At 68.2% G+C, this 12807-nt stretch carries 13 protein-coding genes; 6 read left to right on the top strand and 7 right to left on the bottom strand.

The window, feature by feature from the left end:
- Window positions 1-102: 102 nt before the first annotated feature.
- Window positions 103-846, top strand: coding sequence for a triose-phosphate isomerase (gene tpiA / locus BHE75_RS13475; RefSeq protein ID WP_070935880.1), 744 nt, complete (start codon window positions 103-105; stop codon window positions 844-846).
- Window positions 847-1126: 280 nt separating this feature from the next.
- Complete coding sequence (locus BHE75_RS13470) at window positions 1127-2749, top strand: ATP-binding protein (protein WP_070934190.1); 1623 nt, start codon at window positions 1127-1129, stop codon at window positions 2747-2749.
- 17 nt (window positions 2750-2766) lie between these two features.
- On the opposite strand, the gene BHE75_RS13465 is transcribed toward BHE75_RS13470, so the two are convergent.
- The 3 genes from BHE75_RS13465 to BHE75_RS13455 form a co-directional block, all read right to left on the bottom strand.
- Complete coding sequence (locus BHE75_RS13465) at window positions 2767-3528, bottom strand: SDR family NAD(P)-dependent oxidoreductase (protein ID WP_041864768.1); 762 nt, start codon at window positions 3526-3528, stop codon at window positions 2767-2769.
- Between the two features lie 182 nt (window positions 3529-3710).
- Window positions 3711-5123 (bottom strand): type I glutamate--ammonia ligase, encoded by a 1413-nt coding sequence (gene glnA, locus BHE75_RS13460; RefSeq protein WP_015457286.1) that lies wholly within the window; start codon window positions 5121-5123, stop codon window positions 3711-3713.
- 88 nt (window positions 5124-5211) lie between these two features.
- Window positions 5212-5550, bottom strand: a complete 339-nt coding sequence (locus BHE75_RS13455; RefSeq protein ID WP_015457285.1) for a P-II family nitrogen regulator — start codon at window positions 5548-5550, stop codon at window positions 5212-5214.
- A gap of 244 nt (window positions 5551-5794) precedes the next feature.
- Here BHE75_RS13455 and BHE75_RS13450 point away from each other — a divergent pair, with 244 nt between their 5' ends.
- Window positions 5795-6460, top strand: a complete 666-nt coding sequence (locus BHE75_RS13450; RefSeq protein ID WP_254684451.1) for an endonuclease V — start codon at window positions 5795-5797, stop codon at window positions 6458-6460.
- A 200-nt stretch (window positions 6461-6660) separates the two neighbouring features.
- On the opposite strand, the gene BHE75_RS13445 is transcribed toward BHE75_RS13450, so the two are convergent.
- On the bottom strand, window positions 6661-7740 hold the full coding sequence (locus BHE75_RS13445) for a hypothetical protein (RefSeq protein WP_139181729.1): 1080 nt from the start codon (window positions 7738-7740) through the stop codon (window positions 6661-6663).
- A 133-nt stretch (window positions 7741-7873) separates the two neighbouring features.
- Window positions 7874-8704 carry a type I methionyl aminopeptidase gene (gene map, locus BHE75_RS13440; protein ID WP_191225248.1) on the bottom strand — a complete coding sequence of 277 codons (831 nt, stop codon included), beginning with the start codon at window positions 8702-8704 and terminating at the stop codon, window positions 7874-7876.
- Window positions 8705-8795: 91 nt separating this feature from the next.
- Between map and BHE75_RS13435 the strand changes: the two genes are divergently transcribed.
- A complete protein-coding gene (locus BHE75_RS13435) occupies window positions 8796-9554 on the top strand; it encodes a competence/damage-inducible protein A (protein ID WP_015457281.1) in 759 nt (252 codons plus the stop codon).
- 6 nt (window positions 9555-9560) lie between these two features.
- Window positions 9561-10742 (top strand): glycosyl transferase-like UDP-glucuronosyltransferase, encoded by a 1182-nt coding sequence (locus BHE75_RS13430; protein WP_070934186.1) that lies wholly within the window; start codon window positions 9561-9563, stop codon window positions 10740-10742.
- 117 nt (window positions 10743-10859) lie between these two features.
- Here the strand turns inward: BHE75_RS13430 and BHE75_RS24530 are convergent, their stop codons facing one another.
- Complete coding sequence (locus tag BHE75_RS24530; protein ID WP_187294025.1) at window positions 10860-11015, bottom strand: hypothetical protein; 156 nt, start codon at window positions 11013-11015, stop codon at window positions 10860-10862.
- A 148-nt stretch (window positions 11016-11163) separates the two neighbouring features.
- Between BHE75_RS24530 and BHE75_RS13425 the strand changes: the two genes are divergently transcribed.
- A complete protein-coding gene (locus tag BHE75_RS13425) occupies window positions 11164-12324 on the top strand; it encodes an aminotransferase (protein ID WP_070934184.1) in 1161 nt (386 codons plus the stop codon).
- A gap of 10 nt (window positions 12325-12334) precedes the next feature.
- On the opposite strand, the gene BHE75_RS13420 is transcribed toward BHE75_RS13425, so the two are convergent.
- On the bottom strand, window positions 12335-12679 hold the full coding sequence (locus tag BHE75_RS13420) for a hypothetical protein (RefSeq protein ID WP_084653211.1): 345 nt from the start codon (window positions 12677-12679) through the stop codon (window positions 12335-12337).
- Window positions 12680-12807: the final 128 nt, after the last annotated feature.

The raw sequence follows: 12807 nt of genomic DNA, 5'->3' as shown, positions 1-12807 counted from the left end.
GGGGCCATTGCCGAAGATGCCCGCCATAGAGGCGCGGGCTTGCGCCATCAAGCGGCGGGGCGCTACGGGCAGCGCGGTTTATGTGGATGAGAGGGGATGGCGATGGCGCTGCGCAAGCTGGTGGCGGGCAACTGGAAGATGAACGGATCGCTGGCCGCGCTGGCGGAGCTTGATGCGATCGCGGCCGCCGCTGCCGCCCATCCGGGGCTGGACGTGGCGATCTGCCCGCCCTTCCCGCTGATCCAGGCCGCCGTCCAGCGCCAGCCCGCGCTCGCGATCGGCGCGCAGGATTGCCACACCGGCACCAGCGGCGCGCATACCGGCGATGTCGCCGCCGCGCTGATCGCCGATGTCGGCGGCCGATATGCGATCGTCGGCCATAGCGAGCGCCGCGCCGACCATGGTGAGGATGACGCACTGGTCCGCGCCAAGGCCGAGGCCGCGATCGCCGCCGGGCTCGTCGCCATCGTCTGCGTGGGCGAAACGGAGGCCGAGCGCGATGCCGGCCGGGCCGTCGCCGTCGTCGAAGGCCAGCTCGACGGGTCCGTGCCCCCGGCCGGCACGGGGGCCACGCTGGTCGTGGCCTATGAGCCGGTCTGGGCGATCGGCACCGGCCGCACGCCTTCGGCCGGCGATGTCGGCGAGATGCACGGCGCCATCCGCGCCCGCCTGCAGACGCTGCTGGGCGGGGAGGGGGCGAAGGTCCGCATCCTTTATGGCGGTTCGGTGAAGCCGGCCAATGCGGCCGAGCTGATGGCGGTCGCCGATGTCGACGGCGCGCTGGTGGGTGGCGCCAGCCTGACCGCCGAGCAGTTCGTGCCGATCATCGCCGGGGCCGCCGGCTGATCGGGCCTCGGCTCTCGGGCTTCGACATCGCCTCGACATTGGCCGGAATATCGGCCTGAACATTGGCGCCCCATGGGCGTTGTCGTCGGGGTCGTAATCAGTAAGGTCGGCGCCCATGTTCCATAATGGAACAAATTTGGCGCAGACTCCCAATGGCTTATGTGGCCACCTGCGGGCACTGTCACCCGCAGGTGGCTCGTTTTCGTAAAATTCCGGCGCCTGGCATCCTGTATCGTCGCGTTTCGTAACATAATGGGAAGAGTTACGGCGAGGGGAGCCGATGCTCGATCTGTTTCGACCGTTCTTCGATGGCAGCTACGCACCGCACGGCTATTGCCTCCTCTGGCAGCCGGAGCTGATCTGGACGCATGTGATCGCCGATGCGCTGATCGCGCTGGCCTATTTCTCCATCCCCCTCGTCCTCATATCTTTCGTGCGGCGGCGTAACGACATCGTCTTCGGCAAGGTATTCTGGCTGTTCGCGCTGTTCATCACGGCTTGCGGCCTCACCCATGTGATGGCGATCTGGACGCTCTGGGACAGCGTCTACGGGCTGGAGGCGATCGTGAAGGTGGTGACGGCGGGCGCCTCCGTCGCCACGGCGGCGACATTGTGGCCGCTATTGCCCAAGGCGCTGGCCCTGCCTTCGCCGGCCGCGCTCCGGGCCGCCAATGCGGAGCTTGCGGCCACCATATCGGAACGCGACGCGGCCCTCGCCCGGATGCGGGAGGAGATGGCCCAGCGCGAGCAGGCCGAGGCCGCGTTGCTCCAGTCCCGCAAGCTGGAGGCGCTGGGCATGCTGAGCGGCGGCATAGCGCATGATTTCAACAACCTGCTCCAGGCGGTGGGCGGGAATCTCGAACTGATCGAGCGACGCTCCACCGAGCCGGATCGCGTCCAGCGCTGGAGCCGCAACGCGCACAAGGCGGTGCAGCACGGCAAGGCGCTCACCAGCCAGATGCTGGCCTTTTCGCGGGTGCAGAAGCTGGTGATGGCCACCGTGTCCGTGGCCGCCGTGCTCGATAATGTGTCCGAGCTGCTGAAAGGCTCGATCGGCCCGTCCAACCGGCTGGAGATCGTGCCGATCGACGAGGACCTCGCCGTCGCCACGGACAAGGCCCAGCTCGAGCTGGCGATCCTCAACCTCGTCATCAACGCGCGCGATGCCATGCCGAAGGGCGGCACCATCGCCATATCGGCGGAAGGCCGCACGGGCGATGTCCATGCCGATCTGCCGGTCGGCGACTATGTCGAGATCAGCGTCCGCGACAACGGCGTCGGCATGTTGCCGGAGGTGCTGGAACGCGCGCTGGAGCCCTTCTTCACCACCAAGGTCGTGGGCGAGGGGGCGGGCCTCGGCCTCAGCATGGTCTTCGGCGTCGCCCGCCAATCGGGCGGGACCGTCCAGCTCGATTCGACGCCCGGCGCGGGCACCACCGTCAGCCTGATCCTGCCGCGCGTGCCGATGCGCGCGGTCGGGGAGGAGGAGGGGAATGTGGCCGAAACGGTGGCGGAGGGCGGCCGCTCGCTCGCCGGCCGCAGCATCCTGCTGATCGACGACGACGACGGCGTTCGCGAAACGCTTGTCGAGGCGCTGTCCGAAGCCGAGGCGAAGGTTGTCAGCGCATCATCGGGCGATGTCGGGCTGCAGCATCTCCGCCGGATGCGGCCCGATCTCCTGGTCGTCGATTTCGCCATGCCCGGCCTCAGCGGCGCGGAGGTGGCGTCCCTGGCGCGGGCGACCCATGCGGGATTGCCGGTGCTGATCGTCACCGGCCACGCCCGCACGGCGGAAGTGGATGCCATTGCCGGCCCGCGGGTGACGGTGCTGCAAAAGCCGTTCAGTGCGGACACGCTGATCCGCACGGCCAACAGCATGATCGCGGAAAGCCGGCGGGACTGATCCCGCCCGCTCGGCCCTCAACCCGATATGGTGAAGCCGCCGTCCACGGGCAGCGTCTGCCCCGTGATCCAGGATGCGCCGGCGCTCGTGAGGAACAGCACGGCCGCGGCGATATCCTCCGGCTTGCCGAGCCGGCCGGCCGGCGTGCGCGCGAGGGTGGGCTCGGCCCATTCGGGATTGGCGAAGGTGCTGGCCGTCATCCGGCTTTCGGTGAGGCCGGCGGCCACCGCGTTCACGCGGATGTTGCGCTTGGCCCATTCCAGCGCCAGCACCCGCGTCAGCCCCAGCAGCCCGGTCTTCGCCGCGCCATAGCCGGGCACGATGCCGATCCCGAAATAGGAGCTCATCGAAGCGATGCCGATGATCGAGGCGCCGCCTTCCAGCTTGCTTTGCGCCAGCGCGTCGGCGCAGCCATGGGCCATGCGGAAGGCGGATGTCAGGTGCATCTCGATCGCGCGGGCGAAGATATCGGGCTGATATTCGTCCAGCCCCAGCGAAGGCAGCGCCATGCCGGCATTATTGACGAGGATGTCGAGCCCGCTTTCCCGCGCCGCCGCCGCGACTTCCGCCACGCTCGCGGGGTTTTCCACGTCCAGCCGGTGGTAGCGATAGCCGGAAAGATCATCGGCATAATCGTCCACGCTGGCGCGGGTGCCGGTGATCGTCACGTCGGCGCCGGCGGCGCGGTAGCCGGCGGCGATCGCCGCGCCGATGCCGCTGGTGCCGCCCGTCACCAGCACCCTGGCGCCGGAATAATCATATCGTGCCGTGTTGGGCATCCGTCCCTCCTCATCCAATGCCGCTTTCCTAAGCCCCTGCCGGCGGGCTGGCGAGGCGGGCGGGCGGCGGGCGCAAGCCATTGCCGCAATCCGCAAACGAAAACCCCCGCCGGTCGCCCGGCGGGGGTCTGTCGTCGATCGGCCCGGTCCGGGGACCGGGCCAGGCCCGAAGGCTCCGGCGATCAGGCCGAATAATACATGTCGTATTCGACGGGGCTGGGGGTCATCTCCCAGCGATAGACCTCGGCCCACTTCAGCTCGATATAGGCCGCGATCTGATCCTCGCTGAACACGCCGCCCTTCAGCAGGAAGGCGTTGTCGGCTTCCAGGCTCTCCAGCGCCTCGCGCAGCGAAGCGCAGACGGTGGGGACTTCCTTCAGCTCTTCCGGCGGCAGGTCATAGAGATTCTTGTCCATCGCCTCGCCGGGATGGATCTTGTTCTCGATGCCGTCGAGGCCCGCCATCAGCAGCGCCGAATAGCAGAGATAGGGGTTGGCCATCGCATCCGGGAAGCGGAACTCGACGCGCTTCGCCTTGGCGCCCGTGCCGTAGGGGATACGGCAGGAAGCCGAGCGGTTGCGCGACGAATAGGCCAGCAGAACCGGCGCCTCATAGCCCGGCACCAGCCGCTTGTAGCTGTTGGTGGTCGGGTTGGTGAAGGCGTTGAGCGCCTTGGCGTGCTTGATGACGCCGCCGATGAAATAGAGGCACATGTCCGACAGGCCGGCATAGCCGTTGCCGGCGAACAGCGGTTCCTTGCCGTTCCAGATCGACATGTGGGTGTGCATGCCGGAGCCGTTATCTTCCTTGATCGGCTTGGGCATGAAGGTGGCCGTCTTGCCATAGGCCTGGGCGACCTGGTGGACGACATATTTGTAGATCTGCATGCGGTCCGCGGTCGTCACCAGCGTGCCGAAGGTCAGGCCCAGCTCGTGCTGGGCGGCGGCCACCTCATGGTGGTGCTTGTCGCAGGGCAGGCCCATTTCGAGCATGGTCGAAACCATCTCGCCACGGATGTCGACGGCGGAATCGACCGGCGCGACGGGGAAATAGCCGCCCTTGGCGCGCGGGCGGTGGCCCAGATTGCCGCCTTCATATTCGCGGCCGGTGTTGCCCGGCAGCTCGATGTCGTCGATCTTGTAGTAGCTGGTCGAGTAGCTGTTCTCGAACCGCACGTCATCGAACATGAAGAATTCGGCTTCGGGGCCGACATAGACGGTGTCGCCGATGCCGGTGGACTTGAGGAACGCCTCGGCGCGCTTCGCGGTGGAGCGCGGGTCGCGGGCGTAAAGCTCGCCGGTCGAAGGCTCGACGATGTCGCAGACCAGGATCAGCATCGGCGTGGCCGAGAAGGGATCGATCCACACCGCGTCCAGATCCGGTTTCAGGATCATGTCGGATTCGTTGATCGCCTTCCAGCCTTCGATGGAAGAGCCGTCGAACATGAAGCCGTCGGTCAGTTCGTCCTCGCCGACAACGCTCGAAACCATGGTCAGGTGCTGCCACTTGCCCTTGGGATCGGTGAAGCGGAGGTCGACCCATTCGATCTCCTTGTCCTTGATAAGCTGCAGAACGTCAGAAGCCTTATTGGCCATGTCTCGTCGCCTTCTGATTAAATCCCTAGGAAATTCGGCGGGCCCCACGCCCGCATGCCCCTGGCTCGCCGCGTGCCGATCCTGCCGATCAGATCGCGTCTACGCCCTTCTCGCCCGTGCGGATGCGCAGCGCGCTCTCCACCGGGATGACGAAGATCTTGCCGTCGCCGATCCGCCCCGTCTGGGCGGCGCTGGCGATGGCTTCCACCACGCGTTCGGCGAGGTCGTCGTCCACCACAACCTCCAGCTTCACCTTGGGAAGGAAATCGACCACATATTCCGCGCCACGATAGAGCTCGGTATGCCCCTTCTGCCGGCCGAACCCCTTCGCCTCGGTCACGGTGATGCCGGACACGCCCACTTCGTGCAGCGCTTCCTTCACCTCATCGAGCTTGAACGGTTTTATGATCGCTTCGATTTTCTTCATTGGGCGTTCCCTCCCGCTCGAACGCTGCCGCGCGTTCTTCAATAAGCGTGCCAAATGGTGCGGCGCAAGAATGCGTCGCGAATCCGCCCCAGACTTTCGCTGCGTTGCCGCAAGAAGTGGCAGAGTGAGACATTATGCCCGAATCTTGGGCAGGCTTCGCCTGAAAAATCGGCGATGATGATCGCGCCGGACGCGATGGCTTCGATTCGGCCGGGAGGATGATGTGAGTCGGGATTGGTTGTCCGTGGCGACGTTAAAGGAGGCCACGATCGTGCAGCGCATGATCGGGGAACGGATCGAGACGGCGGACCGCCTGCCGCCCGCGCCGCGCGTCGCCGGGGCCGATGTTTCGATGAAGTGGCGGGACTCGATGGGCCCCGTCCACGCCGCCATCGCGCCGGTCGACGGGCCGGCCGCCACCGCGACGGCGATCCCGCCCTTTCCCTATGTGCCGGGATATCTCGGGTTCCGCGAGGTGCCGGTGCTGGCGATGGCCTGGGACCGGATGGCGGCATCGGGCGGGCCGGTGCCGGACCTGCTGATCGTGGACGGCCATGGCCGCGCCCATCCCCGCCGGGCGGGCGTGGCCAGCCATCTGGGCGTCGCGCTGGACGTGCCGACCATCGGCTGCGCCAAGACCCTGCTCTGCGGCATGGTGGAAGGCGAGGTCGGCCCCGATCCGGGCGACCGCGCGCCGGTGGTGCATGGCGGCGAGGTGGTGGCGATGGCGCTGCGCATGCGGGCGCGGGCCGCGCCGGTCTATGTCGGCATCGGCCATCGCGTGTCGCTGGAGACGGCGGTGGACTGGGTGCTGCGCCTGGGAGGGGGGCGCCGGCTGCCGCTGCCGGTGCGCCTGGCGCACGACGCCGCCAATGCCGCGCGACGGCTTGCCGAGGCGGAGCGAAGTTGAGGAAGTTGAGGATTGTGGAGCATATTCCACGGCCTCCTGAAGCGGCGATAAATATATTTATCTGCAACTTCTTGTGCAGATAACTTCATGCACGATGCCAGGTTGCTGCCGTTGGATAGTGCCAACGGCCGGACGGGATTGGCGGAGGCGGAAGGCATGCCCGCAGGATAATCTCCGGCGGCGGTGTAGGACAGCGCCTGCTATCCCGTGGGAATGGTGACGAGGGGCGCGCTGGCGCCGCCGCTGGTATCGTTCAGCGACAATAATATCTGGGCGAGCAGGAACATGCGCTTCGATGCCGCATCCTTGCCGTCGATCCAGAACCAGCGGCCGCGATAGCGGACGGCGACATGGGCATCGGCGGGCTTGCGGCTGCCGCTGTGGATCGCGACCAGGGCGGAAGGAGCGCCGGCATCCGCGACCGGCGTGCCCGCCCGCCCGTCATCATCCCCGGCCGGCACCTCCACGCCCTGCGCCATTTCGGCGAATATCTCGAACATGGAGCGGGTGCCGATGGTCAACTGATCGGGGGCGATCTGGGCCGCGCCGAAGGCGATGCCGAATTCGCCCCTGCGATCGCCCGGCAGCTTCAGGGTGCGGACCAGATAGTCGATATCGGCTTTCTCATCATCGCTGAGCGTGGGCGATATCCGCGCGGAGGCGCTGAATTTCCTGCCATCCTCATGTTCGACATGAAGCTGGAGCGCGCGGTTGCGCTGGAGCCGGCCCATGACGGCGATGACCCGATCGAAATCGCTGTCGGCGGTATGCGCGAACAGCGGATCGCGGCCGCCATTGCTGATGCCGTTGATCGATCGGGTCGCGAGCTTGAACAGGATATCGGCCGACCAGCCGGATTCGATCATGCCCAGCAGCGCGGCCGGCGGGATCGGCGAAAGCAGGCTGCGGGCGAAGCGATCGCCCGCCAGCGGCGTATAGGTGATCGTGGGCGTTTCGCGCAGCAGCACCGATCCGCCGATCCCGCCATCCGCCTCGTCCACCGGCGGCCCCAGCGCGATATCGGCGTGCAGCGATCCTTCGCGGGTATATTGGCTAATGACGGAGCTGACCTCCAGGAACAGCGGCGCATCGCCGTAGCGCATGGCGACGATGTTGAGGAGGAGCTGTTCCTTGTTGGTCTCGCGCAGGTGGGTCGCATAATCCGACCGGTCTATGCCCATGCGCTGCGGGCCGATGCTGGCGCAGCCGCCCAGCGCGGCCGCGACCAGCAAGGCCGCGCCCGCCATCCGCCGTGCCGCCCATGAAGCCGGCTGCGTCACCATCCCGCCTTTCGCCAAGCGGCGCCAAGCGCCATCGCCGGCTGCGATCGTCCCGCAGGCGGGGGTGGGCGGCTATCGGGATAAACCCGGAGTCAGGCTCCGGGCATTCCATGGGCGGCGGTGGCCGGGGGCGTCAGGCCGCGTAGGGCGGCGCGTTCAGGCCCCTGGGGCTGAGCGTGAAGATCTCGCACCCATCCTCGGTGATGCCGATCGAATGTTCGAACTGGGCGGAGAGCGAGCGATCGCGCGTCACCGCCGTCCAGCCATCGTCCAGCACCTTCACGTCGGGCCGGCCGATATTGATCATCGGTTCGATGGTGAAGAACATGCCCGGCCGCAATTCCGGCCCGGTGCCGGGGCGGCCGGCATGCACCACTTCCGGCGCATCGTGGAACACGCGGCCAAGGCCGTGGCCGCAGAAATCGCGGACGACGCCGTAGCGGTGCTTTTCCGCGAAGCTCTGGATGGCATGCGCGATATCGCCCAGCCGGTTGCCGGGCTTCGCCTGCGCGATGCCGAGCATCAGCGCCTCATAGGTCACGTCCACCAGCCGGCGCGCCTTGATCGGCACGTCGCCGACCAGATACATGCGGCTGGTGTCGCCATGCCAGCCGTCGAGCATCGGCGTGACATCGATATTGACGATATCGCCGTCCTTCAGCGTCTTCGGGCCGGGGATGCCGTGGCAGACGACATGGTTGATGCTGATGCAGCAGCTGTGCGTGTAGCCGCGATAGCCGAGCGTCGCGGGCACGCCGCCGCCATCCAGCGTCATCTTGCGGACGATATCGTCCAGTTCCTGCGTGGTGACGCCGGGGCGGACGTGCGGCACAAGCGCATCGAGGATCTCGGCGGCCAGTCGGCCGGCCTTGCGCATGCCCTCGAACCCCTCGGGCCCATAGAGCTTGATCGCGCCGTTGCGGGTGACGGTATCGCCGTCCTTCACGTTCACATAGCTGTCCATGCCGGCCATATAGCAAGCGAGGGCCGCTTTTGCGAGGCTGGGCACGGAAAGCATTTCCCCAGCGCCTGTTACTTGCATTATGCCACGGCCGATGAACGAGGATCGTATCTGGACCGCCGCGCTGATCGTGATCGGCGACGAGATTCTGTCGGGCCGCACCCAGGACAAGAATATCTCCCAGGTCGCCTTGTGGCTGAACCTGCAGGGCATCCGCCTGGCGGAGGTGCGGGTGGTGCCGGACGTGGAGGCCGCGATCGTGGCCGCCGTGAACGAACTGCGGGCCCGCAACGATTATCTGTTCACCACCGGCGGCATCGGCCCCACCCATGACGACATCACCGTGGATGCGATCGCCGCGGCGCTCGGCCGGCCGGTGATCGTCCATCCCAAGGCGAAGGCCGTGCTGGAGGGATATTATGCCACGCGCGGCGGCCTTACCGAGGCGCGGCTGCGCATGGCGCGGGTGCCCGAGGGGGCCGAGCTGATCGAAAACCGCATGTCCGGCGCGCCGGGGATCAGGATCGGCAACGTCATCATCATGGCGGGCGTGCCGCATATCGCCGGGCTGATGCTGGAGGCGCTTTCCGGCAAGCTGGAAGGCGGGCGGCCGCTGATTTCCCGCACGCTGGGCTGCTGGGTGGCGGAAAGCGAGGTGGCGGACATGCTGGGCGCCACCGAGGCCGCGCATCCCGGCTGCCAGATCGGCAGCTACCCCTTCTTCCGCGACGGCACGGTGGGCGCGAATTTCGTGATCCGATCGACCGACGAGGCGCGGCTCGACGCCTGCGCGGACGATCTGGCCGCGCGGCTGCGCGAGGCCGGGCATGACGTGTTCGCCGGCGGCATCTGAGGGGCGATGGCCCGCATCCTGATCGGGTGGGAGCTGGGCTCCGGCCGGGGCCATGCCGAAAATCTGATCGATCTCGCCACGGAAATGCGCGCGCGCGGGCATGATCCGGTGCTGGCGGTGCAGCAGACGGCGGCGATGCCGGCGGGGTTCGAAATCTGGCAGGCGCCTTTATGGCCGGCTCTCATCACATCGCGGGCGCGGCCTTCGCGATCGGCGCCCGCCACCTTCGGGGACATATTGAGCGCGGTGGGGCTGGGCGAGGCTGGCGTGCTTTCCGGCCTGATCCGGGCGTGGGACAGGATATTGGCCGCGGTCAGGCCGGATGCGGTGGCGGCGGAGTTCGCGCCCGCGCTGCTGCCGGCGGCGCGCGGGCGGGTGCCCCTGCTTTCGTTCGGCACCGGATTCGCCCAGCCGCCGGCCGGGCTGGCCGCATTTCCCAGCCTGACCGGCGATCCGGCGGCGCGGGACGAGGCGGCGCTGCTCGCGGCCGCCAATCGCGAGATCGGGCTGGCCGGCGCCGCGCCGCTGCCCGCCTTGCCGGCGCTGTTCGCAGCAGATCGGGTGCTGGTGCAGGCCTTTCCCCTGCTCGATCCCTATCGCCGCTGGCGGCGGGAGGGCGAATATGCGCCGCCGCCCGTTTCGGCCGCGACGGGCAGCCTGCCGCCGCTGGCGGACGGGCGCGGGGAGGAGATATTCGTCTATCTCAACGGGGCGCAGACGGTGCGTGCGCCGCTGCTGGCCGGGATGGTGGATGCCGGCCTGCCGATCCGCCTCCACATGCCCAACATCGCCGATGCCGACGCGGCGGTGCTGGAACAGGCGGGCATCACGGTCGAACGGCAGCCGGTGCCGATCGCCCGGATCGTCGAGCGATCGCGCCTGATCGTGAGCCACGGGGGCATCGGCCTTGCCGCCGCCGCGCTCTGCGCCGGGCTGCCGCACATCGTCCTCTCCTTCGATCTGGAAAAACGGCTGACGGGGCTGGCGCTCGCCGAAGCGGGGCTGGGGCGGCAGGCGGAATTCCGCACGCTGGATCGGCCGGGCATGGCGCGGCTGCTGGCCGAAGGCTTTGCCGACGGGGCGATGGCGGCGCGCTGCCGCGATGCCGCGCCCGCTTTCCGCGCGGCGGCGGTGCCGGGCGGCGCCAGGGCCGTGGCCGATGCCGTGGAAGCGCTGATCGCCGCATAAAAAAGGACCCGGCCGTCGCAACGGCCGGGTCCAGTCCTAGGGATTCGATCGGAGAGGAGGATCGGTCCCCTTGCCCGGGGTGGGAAGGGGGTTCCCACCGGGCAGAAAGCATCTCTGTCAGCGTGGCGCGGCGTCGATCCGCGCCCAGAATTCCTCGGCGGTCAGGGCGGCCGGCGCGGGCGCGGCGTGCCTGGGGGCCGCATCTTCGCGGCGGCGGGTTTCGCGCTGGCCGGCGGCATCCGGGCGGCGCGGAATGATGGCGGTATCGATCATGGCGGCCTCCTTTCCTGCAAACACTACTAAAACGATAGAGAAAAAGGCGCAACCCAAAATACATTATCAAGGGGTGATAGATGGCCTTTGGCCGATCGATCCGATGCGCCCTTCCGGCGCGGCCGCCCGATGGGCTAGTCTGCCGGCCATGAACCCGATCTATGCCGAGATGCCGACGACGATCTTCGAAGCGATGTCGGCACTCGCGCGCGAGCTGGGCGCGATCAACCTCGGCCAGGGCTTTCCCGATGCGCGGGGGCCGGAAAGCGTGATCGAGGCGGCCGTCACGGCGCTGCGCGAGGGGTCGAACCAATATCCGCCGATGCCGGGCCTGCCGGAGCTGCGCCGCGCCGTCGCCGATCATTATCGCCGCCACCAGGATATCGACCTGGACTGGACGAGCGAGGTGACGATCACCTCGGGCGCGACCGAGGCGCTGGCCGCCGCGATTCTCGCCCTCGTCCGGCCGGGGGACGAGGTGCTGCTGATCCAGCCGATGTATGACGCCTATCTGCCGCTGGTGCTGCGGGCCGGCGGGGTGCCGCGCTTCGCCCGGCTCGCGCCGCCGGACTGGCGGATCGACGCGGCGATGCTGGACGCGGCCTTCACGCCGGCGACGCGGCTGGTGATCCTGAACAACCCGGTGAACCCGTCCGCCAGCCTGTTCGACGCGGCATCGCTGGCGCTGCTGGCGGAGCGCGCCGTCGCCCACGACGCCGTCGTCATCAGCGACGAGGTGTGGGAGCATCTGGTGTTCGACGGCCGCCGCCATCTGCCGATCATGGCGCTGCCCGGCATGCGCGACCGGACGGTGAAGATCGGGTCGGCGGGCAAGATATTCTCGCTCACCGGCTGGAAGGTCGGCTGGATGTGCGCGTCGCCCGCGCTGAGCCGGGTGCTGGCCAAGGCGCACCAGTTCCTCACCTTCACCACGCCGCCCAACCTGCAGGCCGCCGCCGCCCATGGCCTCGCCCTGCCGGACGATTATTTCCACGAGATGCGGGCCGGCTATGCGCGGTCGCGGGATCGGCTGGCGGCGGGGCTGGCCGATGCCGGCTATCGCGTGCTGCCGTCCGCCGGCACCTATTTCCTGTCGGTCGACCTGCCGGGATCGGGCATCGCCGCCGACGACGTGACCTTCGCCGAGATCGCCGTGCGCGAGGCGGGCGTCGCCACCATCCCGGTTTCGGCCTTCTATGCCGAGGATGCGGTGCGCGGCGTGGTGCGGCTGTGCTTCGCCAAGCAGGACGAGACGATCGACGCCGGTATCGCCCGCATGGCAATCGCGCGCGGGCTGTTCGAAAGCTGAGGCGCGCGATCTACCGCGCCGCCAGCATCCGCACCGCGCTCACCTGATCGGCGCTGAAGCCAAGCTCCATCAGCCGCGCGGCCAGCGTTTCCGCGCCGCTGCGGCCGGCGCGCGCGGCGCAGACGAAGCCGCGCAGCGCCTCCAGCCGGGGATCGGCCAGCGGGCGAGGGGCCTCGATCCCGGTCAGCAGGCTGAACATGCGCCGCCAGCGCGAGGCGATGCCGCTGCCGGCGGCCCGGCGCGCCTCGTTGATGGCGAGGCCGATCACCTGCCATTCGCGCGCCGAAAGCGCGAGTAGGGGGGCATCGGTTTCGCGGGCCCCGGCAAAGCTGTCGAGGGATGATATCCAGCTCATCTTACGCTCCTGTCACACGCTGCGGGCGAATCGCGCGTCGGCCGGCTGTTTCGGCCTTGATGCGCCTTCCCCGGGCCGGAGGCTGTGACGCTTGCCACAGGGATCGCCCGCAACGCCGCATGCATGTC

This window comes from Edaphosphingomonas haloaromaticamans (assembly GCF_001853345.1).
GTDB lineage: Bacteria > Pseudomonadota > Alphaproteobacteria > Sphingomonadales > Sphingomonadaceae > Sphingomonas_E > Sphingomonas_E fennica.
This window is presented reverse-complemented; position numbering and strand designations above follow the sequence as displayed.

What these genes read in the sequence shown, in the direction of transcription:
- tpiA (WP_070935880.1), top strand. Translation starts at nt 103, where the DNA reads ATGGCGCTGCGCAAGCTGGTGGCGGGCAACTGGAAGATGAACGGATCG.
- BHE75_RS13470 (WP_070934190.1), top strand. Translation starts at nt 1,127, where the DNA reads ATGCTCGATCTGTTTCGACCGTTCTTCGATGGCAGCTACGCACCGCAC.
- BHE75_RS13465 (WP_041864768.1), bottom strand. Translation starts at nt 3,528, where the DNA reads ATGCCCAACACGGCACGATATGATTATTCCGGCGCCAGGGTGCTGGTG.
- glnA (WP_015457286.1), bottom strand. Translation starts at nt 5,123, where the DNA reads ATGGCCAATAAGGCTTCTGACGTTCTGCAGCTTATCAAGGACAAGGAG.
- BHE75_RS13455 (WP_015457285.1), bottom strand. Translation starts at nt 5,550, where the DNA reads ATGAAGAAAATCGAAGCGATCATAAAACCGTTCAAGCTCGATGAGGTG.
- map (WP_191225248.1), bottom strand. Translation starts at nt 8,704, where the DNA reads ATGGACAGCTATGTGAACGTGAAGGACGGCGATACCGTCACCCGCAAC.
- BHE75_RS13435 (WP_015457281.1), top strand. Translation starts at nt 8,796, where the DNA reads ATGAACGAGGATCGTATCTGGACCGCCGCGCTGATCGTGATCGGCGAC.
- BHE75_RS13430 (WP_070934186.1), top strand. Translation starts at nt 9,561, where the DNA reads ATGGCCCGCATCCTGATCGGGTGGGAGCTGGGCTCCGGCCGGGGCCAT.
- BHE75_RS24530 (WP_187294025.1), bottom strand. Translation starts at nt 11,015, where the DNA reads ATGATCGATACCGCCATCATTCCGCGCCGCCCGGATGCCGCCGGCCAG.
- BHE75_RS13425 (WP_070934184.1), top strand. Translation starts at nt 11,164, where the DNA reads ATGAACCCGATCTATGCCGAGATGCCGACGACGATCTTCGAAGCGATG.
- BHE75_RS13420 (WP_084653211.1), bottom strand. Translation starts at nt 12,679, where the DNA reads ATGAGCTGGATATCATCCCTCGACAGCTTTGCCGGGGCCCGCGAAACC.